The 16,183-nt window shown below is 73.5% G+C and carries 10 protein-coding genes; 7 read left to right on the top strand and 3 right to left on the bottom strand.

Annotated features, from left to right (window positions below):
• Positions 1-63: 63 nt before the first annotated feature.
• The 3 genes from ACH4J0_RS07750 to ACH4J0_RS07740 all read left to right on the top strand — a co-directional run bounded on the left by ACH4J0_RS07750 (position 64) and on the right by ACH4J0_RS07740 (position 3,108).
• Complete coding sequence (locus tag ACH4J0_RS07750) at positions 64-1,080, top strand: ScbA/BarX family gamma-butyrolactone biosynthesis protein (protein ID WP_396237283.1); 1,017 nt, start codon at positions 64-66, stop codon at positions 1,078-1,080.
• 146 nt (positions 1,081-1,226) lie between these two features.
• Positions 1,227-1,883, top strand: coding sequence for an HAD family hydrolase (locus ACH4J0_RS07745; RefSeq protein WP_396237281.1), 657 nt, complete (start codon positions 1,227-1,229; stop codon positions 1,881-1,883).
• 16 nt (positions 1,884-1,899) lie between these two features.
• Entirely contained in the window at positions 1,900-3,108 is a 1,209-nt protein-coding gene (locus ACH4J0_RS07740) for a cytochrome P450 (RefSeq protein WP_396237279.1), read from the top strand.
• Positions 3,109-3,190: 82 nt separating this feature from the next.
• Here ACH4J0_RS07740 and ACH4J0_RS07735 read toward each other — a convergent pair whose 3' ends face one another.
• A complete protein-coding gene (locus tag ACH4J0_RS07735; protein ID WP_396237277.1) occupies positions 3,191-4,675 on the bottom strand; it encodes an FAD-dependent monooxygenase in 1,485 nt (494 codons plus the stop codon).
• Positions 4,676-4,857: 182 nt separating this feature from the next.
• Positions 4,858-6,435, bottom strand: a complete 1,578-nt coding sequence (locus ACH4J0_RS07730) for an MFS transporter (RefSeq protein WP_396237275.1) — start codon at positions 6,433-6,435, stop codon at positions 4,858-4,860.
• 123 nt (positions 6,436-6,558) lie between these two features.
• On the opposite strand from ACH4J0_RS07730, the gene ACH4J0_RS07725 reads away from it, so the two are divergent.
• A complete protein-coding gene (locus ACH4J0_RS07725; protein ID WP_396237273.1) occupies positions 6,559-6,870 on the top strand; it encodes an ArsR/SmtB family transcription factor in 312 nt (103 codons plus the stop codon).
• A gap of 65 nt (positions 6,871-6,935) precedes the next feature.
• Here ACH4J0_RS07725 and ACH4J0_RS07720 read toward each other — a convergent pair whose 3' ends face one another.
• A complete protein-coding gene (locus ACH4J0_RS07720; RefSeq protein WP_396237271.1) occupies positions 6,936-10,112 on the bottom strand; it encodes a putative bifunctional diguanylate cyclase/phosphodiesterase in 3,177 nt (1,058 codons plus the stop codon).
• A 178-nt stretch (positions 10,113-10,290) separates the two neighbouring features.
• Here ACH4J0_RS07720 and ACH4J0_RS07715 point away from each other — a divergent pair, with 178 nt between their 5' ends.
• The 3 genes from ACH4J0_RS07715 to ACH4J0_RS07705 all read left to right on the top strand — a co-directional run bounded on the left by ACH4J0_RS07715 (position 10,291) and on the right by ACH4J0_RS07705 (position 16,053).
• Positions 10,291-13,668 (top strand): amino acid adenylation domain-containing protein, encoded by a 3,378-nt coding sequence (locus tag ACH4J0_RS07715; protein WP_396237269.1) that lies wholly within the window; start codon positions 10,291-10,293, stop codon positions 13,666-13,668.
• 2 nt (positions 13,669-13,670) lie between these two features.
• Positions 13,671-14,435: a leucyl/phenylalanyl-tRNA--protein transferase gene (locus ACH4J0_RS07710; protein WP_396237267.1), complete on the top strand. Its 765-nt coding sequence runs from the start codon at positions 13,671-13,673 to the stop codon at positions 14,433-14,435.
• A 79-nt stretch (positions 14,436-14,514) separates the two neighbouring features.
• Positions 14,515-16,053, top strand: a complete 1,539-nt coding sequence (locus tag ACH4J0_RS07705) for a hypothetical protein (protein WP_396237264.1) — start codon at positions 14,515-14,517, stop codon at positions 16,051-16,053.
• The last annotated feature ends 130 nt before the right edge of the window (positions 16,054-16,183 follow it).

Here is a 16,183-nt window from a genome sequence, read left to right as displayed (position 1 = left end):
TTCTACTCGCACCTCCGACTGGAGGGGTACCTACATGCAAGAGCAACAAGGGGGAGCTCAGTCATGTCCGCAATCCTGGACGGCCAGCTCAGCTACTCGAACACCGTCCCGTGCGGCACCGTTCACCGCGCCGCCATCTGCGAGGTCTTCCTCACTGACTCCGTCCGGGTCTCCGAGGACGAGTACCTCATCGCCGCGCAGCTTCCGCGCGTGCACAGCTACTACAGCGACCACGTCGCCGCCCCGGCCGCCTACGACCCGCTGCTGCTGGTCGAGGTGTTCCGCCAGGCGTCCATCTACGCGGCGCACACCTTCCTCTCCGCCCCGCTCGACAACAAGTTCATCTTCGTCAGCGGCGAGCTGAACATCACCGACCCGGAGGCCCTGCGCATCAGTGCCCGCCCGGGCCGGGGCGAGATCCGGGCCCGCCAGGCCGAGCTGAAGCACCGGGACGGCGTGGTCACCGGCAGCACCCTCGACCTCGCCCTCTCGGTCGACGGCAGGGAAGCCGCGACCATGCGCACCGTGTGCCAGTGGATGCCCGGCGCCGCCTGGGACCGGATGCGCGAGAAGGGCCGCGCGGCGCTGACCCTGTCGCCGGCCCGGCCGCACCACACCGGCCGCCGGGTCGCGCCGATCGCGGTCGGCCGCACCTCCGCGCAGAACGTCGTCCTCGCCGAGGCCGAGGTGGGGGAGTGGGAGGTCCGTACCCAGGTCGTGGTCGACCAGGCCAATCCGGCCCTCTTCGACCACCCGCTCGACCACATTCCCGGCGCGCTGATCTTCGAGGGCTTCCGGCAGTCCGCGATCTACGCCGCGAACGAGCTGTTCGGCCTCTCGCCGCGCAGCCTGCTGCTCTCCCGCGTGGAGACCGACTTCACCCGCTTCGGCGAGTTCGAGCTGCCCACCGACTGCGTCGTGCGCGTCGTCGAGTCGCCGGTCCCGGACACCGTCGCCTTCGAGATCAGCATGGTCCAGGAGGACCAGCAGATCGCCCGGGCCCGGGTGCACCTCGCCCGGACCAGCCCGATCACGGGCGCTCTGGAGGACCGGTTCGCCTACGCCGCCGCCCGCGCCTGACGGGTGCGACCGGCCTGATCGACCCGTCAGCCCGGCCGGCGGCCGGCCGCCGGCCGGGCGAGCCGGCACGGCCCGGCATCCCGATCAGCAGCCCGCGCCGCTCGACCAGCCCGCACTGCCGTCCCGGCACCACAAGGAGACGCTGCATGTCCAAACCCATGATCTGGTTCGACTTCGGGGGTGTCCTCTCGCCGCCCTTGGAGGACCTCTTCGACTCGTACCACACCCGTACCGGCATCACCCCCCGCCAGCTGAAGACCGCGCTGGGCGCGGTCGCCGACGAGCTGGGCGTCGAGCCTCTCGCGCCCATCGAACTGGCCATGCTCACCGAGGCCGAGTGGGGCCGGTCCATGGTCCGCGTCCTGCGGGACGCCAACCCCGGCATCGACCTGTCCCGGGCGCGCTTCGAGCGCTTCGGCGAGCAGTGGTTCGAGGGGGTGAGCGCCAACCCGGTGATGACCGCGACCGTCCGCCATGCCAAGGAGCAGGGCTTCCGGGTCGGCATCCTCAGCAACAACGTCGCCGAGTGGGAGCCCTACTGGCAGGCGATCGTCGCGCCCGCCGGTGCGGTGGACTGCGTGGTCGACTCCTGCAAGGTCGGGTTCCGCAAGCCCGATCCGGAGATCTTCCGCCTGGCCGAGCAGGAGGCGGGCGTGACGGCCGAGGAGTGCGTGCTGGTGGACGACCTGCCCGAGAACTGCGTGGCCGCCCGCCGATGCGGCTGGCGCGCCGTGCACTTCCGCAACAGTGCCCAGGCCGTGCGCGAGCTGTCAGGTCTGACCGGCCTGCCCGCCCTCACCTGACCCCTCTGGAGGACGCATGACCACCGTTGTCCGACCCTCGACCGTCACCGCCGTGGACATCCCCAACCTGGACCCCGTCCCGCCGTTCACCCCGCTCGCCGAGCCCGGTCCGGGCGGCCTGCCGATGATCCAGCTGCCCAGCGGCCACCGGGCCGTGCACCTCACCCGGTACGCCGACGTGCACAAGCTGCTCACCGATCCGACGTCCGGCCGCGCCGAGACCAACGTCGACGGCGGGCCGAGCTTCCTGCCCACGGTGATGCCGAAGGAGCTGCTGCTCAACCTCGACGCCCCGCACCACGCCCGGGTGCGCGGCTTCGTCGCCGCCGACTACAGCGCGGCGGGTGTCGAGGGGCTGCGCGGGGTGCTGGACCGGGTGATCGACGAGGGGATCGAGAGACTTCGGCAAGCACAGTCCCCGGACCTGTTCACCGACCTGGTGGACCGCGTCCCGATAGCCGTCAACTGCCACTTCCTCGGGGTACCGGTCCAGGACGTGGACTACTTCCGGCCGTCCTCGCGCGTGATCCAGCTCGCCTCGCACGAGAACGTGCCGGACCTCGTCCAGCACTTCTACCGGGTCTACGGTTACGTCCAGGACCTGGTCACCGGCGCCCGCCCGGTGGTGGCCGGCGGGCTGATCGAGAGGTTCCGGGCCGACCGGGACCGGGTCGAACCGCCGATGGACGACGCCGAGTTGACCGGAATCTTCTTCGGCTCGCTACTCGGCGCCGACCAGAACATCGTCTCCGTGCTCACCAAGTCGCTGTACGCCCTGCTCGCCGCCCCGGGGCTGTGGCGACGGCTGGCCGACGAGCCCGGGATCGCGCCGCGGCTGGCGGAGGAGCTGATCCGTCTCATCCCCCTCGGCACCATCTCCGCGTTCCCGCGCATCGCGGGCCGCGACCTGGAGACCAGTGTGGGCCTGGTGCCGCGGGGCAGCGTCGTCTATCCGGACGCCTTCGCGGCCAACCGCGACCCGGAGGTCTTCCCGGACCCGCTGGTGATCGACCCCGACCGCCAACCGGCCAAGCGGCACCTGCAGTTCGGCTACGGCATGCACCACTGCATGGGCGCCGCGCTGGCCCGGATGGAGATCGTGGCCGTCCTGACCAGGCTGGCCCGGGAGTTCCCGGAGTTGACGCTGGACGTCGAGCCGGCGGCGGTGCCGTGGGACAGCGGCACGGTGCTGCGGCGGCCGACCGCGCTGCCGGTGCGGTGGTGACACTCCGGTAGGAACGCGCCGAAGGGCGGGTACGGCTCGCCGTACCCGCCCTTCGGCGCGTGCGTTCGGGGCCGGCCGCGCCCTATGGCTCGCCGAACCACTCGCGGAGCGTCCCCGCCAGCGGGCCGCCGTCGGAGGCCCAGGCGAGGTAGCCGTCCGGGCGGATCAGCACGGCGTCCCACGGGAGTTGTCGGCTGCTGCCGGCCCGTACGGTGCGCAGGACGTGGGACCAGCCCTCGGCCTGCTTGCGGTGCGCCTCCTGGTCGGCGCCGAGGAGCAGGAGCACCGGGCGTCCCGGCTGCAGCAGGCGGATGACGTCGGTGGGGCCCTCGTCGGTGGTGAGGGGCAGGTTGGGCAGGAACTGGCCTTCCCAGGAGGACCCGTCCGAGGTGCGCGGGGGGTAGGCGGTGTCCTGGGCGCTGATCATGTTGGCCAGGTGGTCGTTGGCCGCGCTCACGCCGAGCAGTCCGGTGAACAGCTCGCGCAGCGGGTCGAGGCCGGGATCGGGCCGCATCAGGGCGAGTTGGGCCCGGGTGTTGTCGACCACCCGCCGGGCGACCGGGCGGCGTTCGGTGTCGTAGGTGTCCAGCAGGTCCTTGCCGGCGGTGCCCTTGATCGTGAGGGCGAGCTTCCAGGTGAGGTTGAGGGCGTCCTGCAGGCCGAGGTTGAGGCCCTGGCCGCCGACCGGGAAGTGCACGTGGGCGGAGTCTCCGGCCAGGAGGACCCGGCCCTTGCGGTAGTCGCTCACCACGCGGGCGAAGTCGTTGAACCTGGAGAAGAACACCGGGTCGGTCATGGGCACCGGGTGGCCGAGGATGCGTTCGGCCTCGGCGCGCAACTCGGCCAGGGTCAGCGGGGAGTGGCGGTCGGGGTGCGGGCCGCGGAAGTCGATGGTGAAGAAGCGGCTGTGCCCATACGGGTTGACGCCCGCTATGGTCCAGCCGCGGGGGGTGCGGTTCCAGCCGGAGGGTACGCGGTAGGGGTCGGCCAGGCGGACCACACCGAGCAGGGCGGAGACGGTCGCGGCGTGGGTTTCGGCGGCGAAGCCGAGCTGTTCGCGCACGGTGCTGCGGGCTCCGTCCGTGCCGATGACGTACTCGGCGGTGAACTGCCGTACGCCGTCCGGTCCTTCGGCGGTGACCTCGACGGTGTCCGGGCCCGGCGCGAGTTCGGTGACCCGGTGGCCGCGCAGCACCGTGACGCCCCGGGCACGGGCACGGTGCTCGAAGTCCCGTTCCAGGTCGGCCTGGGAGCGGCCGACGATGGGGCTCGGCTCGGTGCCGGGGGCGGTGATGACCAGGCCGGGCATCCCGGCGAAGTGGAAGGCGTCGGCGGACGGTCGGGCCAGGGCCGCGTCGCTGCCCTGCGGTGCGCGCAGGTGGCCGCGGCGGGCCAGGCCTTGGACGGTGCGGGCGTGCAGGGTGCCGGCCTTCGGCTGGTCGACGGTCTCCGGGTTGGCCTCCAGGACGACCGTGGAGACGCCGTGGTGGCCGAGTTCGGCCGCGACCAGCATGCCCACGGGGCCGCCCCCGACGACGACGACTTGGGCGGTGGTGTGCTTGTGCATGGGTTGGAGTCCTTCGACTGGCGCTGGGGTGACGGACGAGGGCCCGGCACCGCTCGGGGGTTGCGGTGCCGGGCCGGCTTTCGAGGTGGCAGGCGCCGGGGTGGCTGTTGCCGACGCGGGGTGGGGTGCGGGAGGGCGGTTCGGGGGTGGCCGCCCTCCCGCGGCTGTGGACGGCCGGTGGTTCAGGCCGTGGTCTGCGGTTCGGTCTTCTGCCCGCCCCGGAGCAGGGCGGCGATCACCACGAGCAGCACCACGCCGACGGCCGCGAGTCCCCACAGGACGGAGTGGAAGGCGGAGTCGTAGGCGTTGGCGAGGAAGTCCGTGAAGCCCTTGCGGTCGGTGGCACCGGACAGTTCGGCCGCCCCCGTGAGGTCGCCGCCGGCGGCCTTGGCGGTGACCTGGGCGGCCTGGGTGGCGCCCTCGTGCGCACCGATGCCGTCGGTGACGCGGGTGCCGAGCACGGTCGCCAGCGCGGAGCCGTACACCGCGACGGCGACGGCCTCGCTGCCGAGGCGCAGGGTGTTGAGGAAGCCCGCTGCCATGCCGGCCTTGGCCGGGTCGACCATCGCCAGCGCCTGGCCGTCGACGAGGCCGGCCGACAGGCCCATGCCGGCACCGGTGACCAGCATGGGGGCGGCGAGCACGAGCACGGTGACGGAGGGGGAGAGCAGGGTGAGCGCGAGGTCGCCCACGACGAGGCAGACCAGGCTCAGGTAGATCAGGGTGAGCGCGGAGACGCCGCGGCCGACCAGCTTGGCGGCGAGCATCGGCAGGATCAGCACCGGGGCGGTCAGCAGCAGCATGAGCAGGCCCGCGGCACCGGTGTCGCGCCCGGTGACGGCGGTGAGGTAGCTCGGCAGGTAGGTGAGCATGGTGACGAAACCGAAGGAGGCGGCGACCGGGACGAGGCACAGGCCGACGAAGCGGCGGTTGCGCAGCACGCTCAGGTCGAGCATGGGGTGCGCGCTGCGGTTCTCGACGGCGACGAACACGACGAGGACGACGACCGCGCCGACGAACAGTCCGAGCACGCCCGCGCTGCCCCAACCCCACTGCGAGCCCTGCACGATGGCGGTGGTGAGCAGCACCATGGCGACCACGAACAGCGCGCTGCCGGGGACGTCGATCCGCCCGCCGCTGCCGCCGTCGGAGGGCATGGCGCGGGAGACGGCGGGTACGGCGAGCAGCACCAGGGCCAGGGCGACGGCGTGCACCGCGAACACCCAGCGCCAGCCGAGGCCCTGCACCAGCGCGCCGGCCAGGGACGGGCCGATGGCGACGCCGATGCCGGCGATGGTGCCGAACATCGCGAAGGCCTTGGCGCGGGCGGGGCCGTCGAAGACGGTGGAGATGATCGCGGCGCCGCAGGAGAAGATCGCCGCGCCGCCGATGCCGGTGAGGGCGCGGGCGGCGTCCAGCCAGACCACGTTGGTGGCGACGGCGCTGGCGAGCGAGCCGAGGGCGTAGAGAGCGACGCCGGCCGTGAAGGCCTTGACCCGGCCGATGACGTCCGCGATCGAGCCCCAGACCAGGGTGAAGCAGGCGAACGCGACGTTGAAGGCGTTCACCACCCACTGCAGCGGGGCCAGGTCGGCGTGGGTGCTGGTGCCGATGTCGGGGAGGGCGACGGCGGTGCCGGAGATGGACATCGGCACGACGAACACCGCGAGGAGAACCGCCGCGAGGGTTAGCGCACGGCCGGGCGCTGGCCCGTCCGTTGCGACGGCGGGCGTGGCAGACGACGTGGTCTGCGTACTCATGTGGCACAACTCCAGGCTTGAGCCCGGCCGCTGGGCGACCAGGTAAGGATTTTTTCGAACCTCACCGTGTCATGAGATCGAGGTACGATGCAACCCATACCTCATGGAGGAGGAGTCGATTTCATGCCCGACGCCGAAGGCCACCCCTCGATCGAAGAGATGGACCTGCGCACCGTCCTGAACGCACTCGCCGATCCGCTGCGCTACGGGGTGGTCGCGGCCCTGCTGCGGGAAGCGGAGGGGACGGCCCGCACCTGCGCCTCCTTCAACCTCCCGGTCTCCAAGTCCACGATCACCCACCACTTCCGCGTCCTGCGCGAAGCCGGCCTGGTCCGCCAGGTCGACCGCGGCAACAACCGCGCGGCGACGCTGCGCCGGGAGGACCTCGACAAGCGCTTCCCCGGGCTGCTGGACCTCATGCGCGCCAACCCCTGACCCGCCCCGTGGTGTGCCGACGGGCATGGACTCCCGTCGGCGCGGCCCGGGTTGCCGGACGGGGATCAGGCCGGTTCGTACGTCGCCCGTCGGACCAGGGCCCGTGCCCGGGTGCCGTCCATCGGGTGGGCGAAGAGGTAGCCCTGGCCGAGGGGGCAGCCCATGGCGGCGAGGAGGTCGCGTTGGGAGGGGTGTTCGATGCCCTCGGCGATGACCTGGACGCCGAGGGTGTCGGCGATGCGGGTGATGCCCTCGACGAGGGCTTGTTGCTGGGGGGAGAGGCCGAGCCCGTCGATGAAGGACTTGTCGATCTTCAGCAGGGAGATCGGGAACTCCCGCAGGTAGGACAGCGAGGAGTAGCCGGTGCCGAAGTCGTCGATGGCCAGGCCGATGCCGAGCTCACCGAGGGTGGACATGTCGGCGCGCAGCCGGTCGTCGCGGCGCATCAGGACGGATTCGGTGAGTTCCAGGACGAGGGTGCGCGGGTCGATGCCGGAGGAGCCCAGGGCGTGGTGGACCACGTCGACGAAGCCGGCGTCACGGAACTGGCGGGCGGAGACGTTGACGTTGACCCGCAGCGGGGGCAGCCCGGCGGCGGCGCGGGCGGCGGAGCTGGCGGCGTGCCAGGTGGCGGCCTCCTCGGCGGCGCGTTCCAGGACCCAGGCGCCGAGCGGGACGATCTGGCCGCTCTCCTCGGCGAGGGCGATGAACTCGTCGGGCAGCACCATGCCGCGCCGGTCGTGCGGCCAGCGGACCAGGGCCTCGAAGGCCACCAGGTCGCCCGTGCGCAGGTCGACGATCGGCTGGTAGTACAGCTGGAAGGCCGATTCCGCGATGGCGGAGTCCAGGTTCTCGTTCAGCTCGTGCCGTTCCACCAGCCCGGCCTGGAAGGCGGGCCGGTAGTGGCACCACTGGCGGCGGCCGGCCGCCTTCGCCGAGTAGAGCGCGAGGTCGGCGTGGGTGAGCAGTTCGGCGGCGTCCACGCTGTCCTCGGTGGTGGCCACGCCGACACTGGCGCTCACCCGGACGGCGCCCGCGCTGAGCTTGAACGGTTCTGCGAACACCGAGAGCACCGTGCCCGCGATGGTGTCCACGTCGGTCGGGCACAGGGCGTCCTCCACCAGGACGGCGAACTCGTCGCCACCGAGCCGGGCCGCGGTGTCCGAGCTGCGCAGCGCCGTGGAGATCCGCAGCGAGACGGCGACCAGCAGTTCGTCGCCCACCGCGTGGCCCTGGGTGTCGTTGACCACCTTGAAGTCGTCCAGGTCGATGAACAGCACCCCGGTGACGGCCCCGCTGCGTTGGCCGCGGGCGAGCGCGTGGCCGACCCGGTCCTGGAACAGCACCCGGTTGGCGAGGCCGGTCAGCGAGTCGTGGAAGGCCCGGTGGGTCAGCTCGCGCTCCATCTGGCGCTGTTCGGTCACGTCGCGCAGGGTGAGCACCAGGCCGCCGACCGTCGGGTCGTCGCGCAGGTCGGTGTAGCGGACCTCGGCCTCGATCGGGCTGAGGTCCTGGCGCAGCAGCCGCCAGTGCTCGCGCGGTTGGTCGCTCCGGGGCGGGTCGGCCGGACCGCGCATCCGGGCCAGCGCCCTGCCGACCTCCCGGCTGTCCTCGGGCGGGACGAGGTCGGTCAGCAGGGTGCCGTCCAGGTCGGGGCGGCCGAGCACCCGCTCGGCGGAGGAGGAGGCGTAGCGGATGCTGTCGTCGGCGTCGAGGATCAGGATGACGTCGCTGGCGTTCTGCACCAGGGCGCGGAAGTACAGCTCGCTGTTGCGCCGGATGACCTCCTGGCTCAGCATGACGCGTTCGACGGCCAGGGCGGCCTGGGCGGCCAGGATCTCCAGCGAGCTCCAGAGGCTGGTCAGCTCCTGCTCGGTGCCGGTGACCACGAGCGCGCCGATCAGCGGGTCGCCGGAGGGGCGTTCGGCCAGCGTGAGCGGGCAGACCAGGGCGGCGGGCATGCCGCCGAGATGGACGGGAAGGTCGACGGAGCCGACGGGCAGCAGGCGGGTCTCGCGGTGGGCGGCGAGGCGGGTGAGGACCTCCTCCTCGGCCTGCTCCCGGGACACCTCGGCCGGCTCGTGCGGCACCTCGGCCTCCTCCCGGGGCGCCCGGGCCCGCTCCCGGGGCCCGCCGGAGCCCCCGTCCTGTCCGGTGCCCTTGCCGTTCCCGGCCCGCCGGACGTGCAGCACCCCGTACTCGGTGACCGCGAGCAGCGCGACGTGCCCGCGCTCGGCGGGCATCAGGGTGGAGGCGGCGGCCTGGACGGCGTCCGCGACCTCCGCCACCGTGACGGCCGCGGTCAGCCGGGCGCCGGCCTCGCGCAGCGTCCGTTCCCGGGCCACCGCCTGGCGGCGGGCGACCACCACGACGGCCAGCCGGGCCAGCACCAGCAGGTAGAGCAGGGCGGAGAAGGCGCCGATCACGCCGGCGTTGGCGGTGTTCCCGGCCAGTGACTCGATGATCAGGATGGCGGGCGCGATCAGCGAGGCCATGGTCAGCAGGGCGAGCCGGCTGGCGGAGAGGTCGGGCTGCTGGGTGGGGACGGGCCTGGTCAGCTCGACCATCGAGGGGTGCAGCGCGGCGGCGCCCCAGGCGGTGTAGAAGGCGGCCCAGCCGAGCTCGACGCCGGTGCCGATGTGCCAGGTGCCGTGCAGCTGGATCAGCCCGTAGAGGACGTCGGCGGTGAGCAGGCCCAGGGCGCCGACGGTGAGCAGTTGCAGCGAGCGGGACTTGCCGCCGCGCGGGGTCAACAGCCGCAGCAGCAGGGCGAGCACGACCACGTCGCCGAGCGGGTAGGCGATCGAGACGGCCTTCTGGAGCCAGGTGAGGTTCGGGTTCAGGGCGTACGGGAGGATCAGGTAGATCCAGACGAGCAGGGCCAGGCCGAGCGTGATGATCAGGGCGTCGAGCAGTCCCGCGCGGTCCTGACGGGCCGTGCGCCAGCGGATGAAGCCGAGCAGGCCGACGGCGTACAGCACGAACTCGGCGAGGTAGAAGCCGTCGGCGACGGACGGGAACGGGTTCTGCAGGTGCAGGATGTCGAGTTGGAGGGCCTGCACCGCCTCGCCGGTGGTGAAGCTGAGGTTGGCCAGCGCCAGCAGGTACCAGAACAGCGGGTGCCGGGGGCGGTTGAGCCGGACGCCGACCACGACGGCGGCGACGCCGCCGAGGCCCATGCCCGTCCACCAGATGATCCGCAGGCCGGGATCGGCGAAGTAGATGCCGGTGAACAGCACCATCCAGCTCAGGTAACACACCATCAGGCGTTGTCGCCGGAGAGTCAACGAGGCTCCCCCCTCCGCGACACCACCCCGCCGGAGCGGGGGAGTTCGGGCGAGGACGGTCTTCGGGAACGATCCACCCACGGCTCAGCGGCGTCCGGCGGACTGTGCGACGGGCGTTGTCGGTGTGCCGTGGATGCGTATAGTCGGAATTGTCGCACCTCCCAGCATTCTGCCGCTCCAGCACGAGGTCAAGCCGGTGGACGACGTAGCCGACAGCGCACGGGGCGTACGCACGGATGTGAACTCCGGGCGTCACGCCGTGGTGCGGAATGACGACGGACAGTACGCGCTCTGGTCGGGGGACTTGACCCTGCCGGCCGGGTGGCGGCGGGTGTACGGGCCCGCCGGGCGGGCGCAGTGCCGCGCCTGGGTGGAACGGAACTGGCAGGAGGCGCGCGTCCGTGGTGCCCGCGCCGGTTTCGCGGACACCGTGCACAGGCTGTTACGGGCGCGGGCGGCGCACGATCCGGCGGCGGTCGCGGTGGTGGGGGAGGGCGCCACGCTGAGCTACCGCGAGCTGGACGAGCGCAGCGACCGGCTGGCGGCCGCCCTGCGCGCCCGAGGGGTGGGGCCGGAGCAGGTCGTGCCGGTGTGCCTGCGGCGCGGGGTGGAGCTGGTGGTGGCCTGGCTCGGGGTGCTCAAGGCCGGCGCGGCCTTCCTGCCGCTGGACCCGGCGCATCCGCGGCGGCGGCTCTCGGCACTGGTGGCGGACTGCGGGGCGCGGGTGGCGGTCGCGGACGGGCCCGGGTTCGACGGGGTGGAGGGGGTGGAGCCCTCCGAACAGGTGCCGGGGGGCGTCCCGGATGACACCTGCGCGCCGGACGACCTCGCCTACCTGATCTACACCTCCGGCACCACCGGCCGGCCCAAGGGCGTGCCGGTCACCCACCGTTCACTGGTGTTCACCCTCGACCGGGTCGTCCGCGCCTACGGCCTCGCCCCCGGCGAGCGGGTGCTCCAGCTGGCCGCGCTCGGCGCGGACACCGCGCTGGAGCAGGTGTTCTCCGCGCTGCTCGCGGGCGCGACCGTCGTCCTCGGCGGCCGGGACACCTGGGCGCCCACCGAGCTGGTCCGCCGGCTCCCCCAGCTCGGCCTGGCGGTCGCCGACTTCACGCCCGCGTACTGGCACCACGTGCTCGACCTGCTGCCACCCGGCGGCCCCGCACCGGCCGGGTTGCGGCTGGTGGTGGTCGGCGGGGACCTGGTGCACGCCGACGACTGCCGGGCCTGCCGGGACCGGCTGCCGGGCGTGCGGCTGCTCAACGCGTACGGGGTGACCGAGGCGGCCGTCACCTCCCTCCACTGCGAGGTCGCCCCGGAGCTGCTGGACGCCCCCACCGCGCCGGTGCCGATCGGCCGCCCGCTGCCGGGCGTGCGGGTACACGTGCTGGACGAGCGGCTGCGGCCGGTGCGGCCCGGCGAGCGGGGCGAGATCCACCTCGGCGGGCCGGGCCTCGCGCGCGGCTACTGGCGGCAGGCGGGGCTCACCGCCGAATCGTTCATACCCGACCCGTACGCGCCGCTGCCCGGCGAGCGGATGTACCGCACCGGCGACGCCGGGCGCTGGCGGGCGGACGGACAGCTGGAGATCCTCGGGCGCTTCGACGACCAGGTGAAGGTGCGCGGGCACCGGGTCGACCCGGCCGAGGTCGAGGCGGTGCTGGCCGACCATCCGGCGGTGCGGCAGGCCCGGGTCGCGGCGGACGGCAGCGCGCCGGACGGCAGCCGGGTGCTCACCGCCTACTACACGCTCGGGGACGCCGCCGTGCGGCCCGAGCTGCTGCGGGCCTTCCTGGCGGAGCGGCTGCCGGAGTACCTCGTCCCGGCGGAGTTCGTGCCGCTGACGGCCATGCCGCTCACGGCGGCGGGGAAGATCGACCGGCGTTCGCTGCCACAGGCCGCGGTGCGAACGGGCCCGTCCGCCGCCGTGACGGCCGCGGTCGGTCCCGACACCGTGGCGGTGGCGCCCGGACCGGACTCGGGGGCGGCGGTGGCCGTCGGACCGAACGCCGTGACGGCAACCGTCGGACCGAACCCGGCGGGGGCAGTCGTCGGACCGTACACCGTGGCGGCGGCCGTCGGACACCTGTGGGCGGAGCTCCTCAGCGTCGAACACGTCGGCCTCGAGGGCGACTTCTTCGCCCTCGGCGGCACCTCGCTGCTCGCCATGGAGATGCTCGCCCGGGCCCGGATGATGTTCGGCCTGGACGTCGGCCACGTCCGCACCCTCACCCGGGCGCTGCTGCGCTCGCCCGTGCTGCGCGACTTCACGGCCGCCCTCCAGGCCGCCCGCACCGGCGTCGACCGGGGCGAGGCCGCCGTCGACTGGCACGCCGAGGCCCGGCTCACCCACCCCGTGGGCCAGTCCTGGAACCCCGCGCCGTCCCGGGCGGAGCCCGCCGAGATCCTGCTCACCGGCGCCACCGGTTTCTGCGGCGCCCATCTGCTGGACGTCCTGCTCGCCACCACCCGGGCCCGGATCCACTGCCTGGTCCGCGCGCCCGACCAGGAACACGCGCTGGAACGGCTGCGCGCCAGCAGACAGCGCTTCCTGCGACGGGACCTGGCGGACGCCCGGGTCGTTCCGCTGGTCGGGGACCTGGCCGCCGAACGACTGGGGCTGACGGAGCGTCGGTTCGAGTGGCTGGCCGGGTGCCTGGACGCCGTGTACCACCTCGGCGGACAGGTCAACTTCCTCTACCCGTACCACCAGTTGCGCGCACCCAACGTCGGCGGCACCCGGGAGGTGGTCCGGCTCGCCGGGCACAGCCGGGGCATACCGGTGCACTACCTCTCCACCCTCGCCGTGCTGGCCGGATTCGGCGCGGCCGGCGTCCGCGAGGTCACCGAGCGCACGCCGCTCGCCCACCCCGAGCGGCTGGGCGTCGGCTACGTGGAGAGCAAGTGGGTCGCCGAGCAGCTGCTGCACAACGCGGCGGCGGGCGGGCTGCCGGTCACCGTGATGCGCACCAACGACGTCACCGGGGACCTGGTGACCGGGGTGATGAACACCGGCACGGAACTCTGCGCGCTGATCAAGTACTTCGCCGACAGCGGCACCTGCCCGGACGTGCGGCTGCCACTGGACTTCGTCCCGGCCGACCGGTTCGCCCGCGCGGTCGCCCACATCGCCGCGCACGCGCCCGCCGACGGTGAGGTCTACCACCTCACCTCGCCGAACCCGGCCGGGCTCCCCGACCTCGCCGACCGGCTGCGGGCGCGCGGCCACCGGATCACCGAACTCCCTTACCGCGACTGGGTGCAGCGACTGGTCCGGTTCGCCGCCGGGCACCCGACGCACCCGATCACGCCCTTCGTCCCGCTGTTCGTCGACCGGGCGCCGGGGGTGGACCTGTCCATCAGCGAGCTGTACTTCCAGCCGGTGTTCCCGCGTTTCGACCGGCTCAACGCGGAGACGGCCCTGGAGGGCAGTGGGATCGAACTGCCGGAGGTGGACGGCGCGCTGCTGGACCACTACCTGGTGCGACTGGCGGGCGAAGGGTTCCTGTGACCGTGACCGGCTTCGCTGCGCTGGACCTCCAACTCGCCACCGGTGAGAGGCCGGTGGCCTTCGGCGGGGAGCTCGGACCGGAGCGGCTGCTGACGGCGTACCGGTACGGGCTGTTCCCGCTGCCCGCGGCGGACGAGTACGCGAGCGCCTACAACGAGGCGGTGTACGCAGGGGCCGTCGAGGCGGGAGAGGTGGCCGTGCTGCCGGGCGCGGAGGACCCGTACACGCTGGCGTGGTGGTCACCGGACCCGCGGCCGGTGCTGCGGCCCGCCCAGGTGCGGCTGCCCCGCAGGCTCGCCCGGCGGGTGCGGGGCGCGGCGGGCGCGGCGGAGTGGTTCACGACTGCGGACGCGGCCTTCGGAGCGGTGCTCAAGGCCTGCGCCGATGGGCGGCAACCAGCCTGGCTCACCGAGGAGTTGCGGACTTCCCTGATGGAGCTGAACGCGCGCGGCGCGGCCCACAGCGTGGAGGTCTGGGAGGGCGGGGAGCTGATCGGAGGGGCGTTCGGGGTGGCCGTCGGGCCGGTGCTGAGCCTGGACTCGATGTTCCACCGGCGGCCCGACGCCGCCCGGGTCGCCGTCGCCGACCTCGGCGCGCGGTTCGGCGCCGCGGGCGGACGGCTGCTCGACGCCCAGTGGGACGGGCCGTACGTGCGCAGCCTCGGGGCGGTGCCGATGGCGCGCTCCCACTACCTCGCCGAGCTGGCCGGGGCCCCCGCGGCGGGCGCCCTGCCGACGGGCCGGCTGCCCGTCGCGCGGCTGGTCTGACCTGCGGACAGGTCTTCCTCCAGCCCCCGCACCGGCCTGCCTTCGACAAACTTATTCCTCGTCAGTAACATGACGCTGCGTGTTCAAGCCCTCGATAGGCCGGGCCGCGCCCGCAGCCCTGCTCACCCTCATCCTCGCCGGGACGGCCGCGTGCGGTCCCACCGATCCCGGCAGCACCTCCCGAGCGGCCGGCGAACCCGCCGCCGCCACCAGCACCGCCGACGCCACCGCCGCGACCACCGCCGGGGGCAGCCCGGCGTCCGCCGCGTCCGCCCCCGGCGCCCCGCACGCCCGGGCCGGTACCCCGGCCTCCGGCCGTCCGACGCCGGCCGGTACCAACGTCACGGCCGCGCCCGCCGGGGACAAGCAGGCCGCCATCGGCACCCCGGGCAAGGACGGCGGCGCGGTCACGGCCGCGAACAAGGCCCTCCAGCTCACCTCGTACGACCCGGGGAAGGGCACCGCGGTGCTCACGGCGGGCGGCGCGACCGCCTCGCCGACCGCAGCCCCGTCGGCGTCGGCGTCGGCGTCGGCGTCGGCCTCCGCCTCCGCCTCCGCCACCGCCGCCCCCGTCCAGCCCGGTCAGCTGATCGCCAGCCCGCCCACCGCCGCCGCCCCGCAGGGCGCGCTGGTCGCCGTCACCGGGGTCAACCCCGGCGCGGGCAACACCCTCAACCTCACCACCCGTCCGGCCACCCTCTCCGAACTCCTCGGCGGCACCGAGGCGGACGGCCAGGTGCCGATCGACGTGCACGGCATCCAGGTGACCCCGCTGGTCAAGGACGTCAAGGCCAGCATCGGTGCCGACCTGGGCGGCGTGAAGGCCGATGCCTCCGGCACCCTGGAGGTCGACGTCAAGGCCCCCGTCCCGCTGCCCGGCGGCGCCAGCCTGGAAGCCTCCGGCTCCCTCCAACTGCACCCGGCCGTCCACTTCGCCTACCACGGCGCGGCCGCCACCAGCCCGCGCACCGCTTCCGTCGGCTTCGACCTCGGCGCCCACGCGAACTGGAAGGTCACCGGCGACGTCGCCCGCAACACCGGCGCGGCGCCGATCCGGGTACCCTTCGCCAAGCTGCAGGCCAGCCCGGTGCTGACCGTCGCCGGCCTGCCCGTGGTCGTCAACCTCGGCCTCACCTGCTACCTGGAGGTCGGCGCCGACGGCCAGGTCCACCTGGAGGCCGAGCAGGACGCCACCGGCACCTGGGCCGTGCGCGCCGACTACACCGGCGGCAAGGGCTGGACCTCGGCCACCAACGCCGACACCAAGGTCTCCCCGGTGCACGTCCGTCTCAACGGCAAGGCCTCGGTCCGTGCCGCCCTCGGCGCCGAGATCAGCCTCGGCCTCTACGACACCGTCGGTGTCGAGACCACCGTCGCTCCCTACCTGAGCGCCAAGGCCGACGGCTCCCTCACGGTCGACGTCCCCGGCAACGCGCCCCAGCTCCAGGGCAGTTGGGCCCTGGTCGGTGGCGTCGACCTGAGTGGCGCACTGACCGCCCACCTGAAGATCTTCGGCACCCCGGTCATCGAGGGCAAGCTCCCCTTCCCGCCCTTCCACCGCGAGTGGCCCCTCCTCACCGGCTCGGCGTCCCTGCCGTCCCCGCGTGCCAGTAGCTGATCACCCGTAGACGAGCGAGGAGTGGGGGGGGGGGGGGGGCCCCGGGCCCCCCCAGGGGGAGGAGGGGGGGGGGGGGGGGTGACGGGCGCAGGGTGGGAGGGGGGGGCGAGAATGGGGTGCATCCGCGGGC

It is taken from the genome of Kitasatospora sp. NPDC017646, from assembly GCF_044329365.1.
Lineage (GTDB): Bacteria > Actinomycetota > Actinomycetes > Streptomycetales > Streptomycetaceae > Kitasatospora.
This window is presented reverse-complemented; position numbering and strand designations above follow the sequence as displayed.

Bases quoted from the DNA above. Each gene is read 5' to 3' on its own strand.
- ACH4J0_RS07740 (WP_396237279.1), top strand. From the start codon at position 1,900: ATGACCACCGTTGTCCGACCCTCGACCGTCACCGCCGTGGACATCCCC.
- ACH4J0_RS07725 (WP_396237273.1), top strand. From the start codon at position 6,559: ATGCCCGACGCCGAAGGCCACCCCTCGATCGAAGAGATGGACCTGCGC.
- ACH4J0_RS07715 (WP_396237269.1), top strand. From the start codon at position 10,291: ATGCGTATAGTCGGAATTGTCGCACCTCCCAGCATTCTGCCGCTCCAG.
- ACH4J0_RS07720 (WP_396237271.1), bottom strand. From the start codon at position 10,112: ATGGTGCTGTTCACCGGCATCTACTTCGCCGATCCCGGCCTGCGGATC.
- ACH4J0_RS07745 (WP_396237281.1), top strand. From the start codon at position 1,227: ATGTCCAAACCCATGATCTGGTTCGACTTCGGGGGTGTCCTCTCGCCG.
- ACH4J0_RS07730 (WP_396237275.1), bottom strand. From the start codon at position 6,435: ATGAGTACGCAGACCACGTCGTCTGCCACGCCCGCCGTCGCAACGGAC.
- ACH4J0_RS07735 (WP_396237277.1), bottom strand. From the start codon at position 4,675: ATGCACAAGCACACCACCGCCCAAGTCGTCGTCGTCGGGGGCGGCCCC.
- ACH4J0_RS07750 (WP_396237283.1), top strand. From the start codon at position 64: ATGTCCGCAATCCTGGACGGCCAGCTCAGCTACTCGAACACCGTCCCG.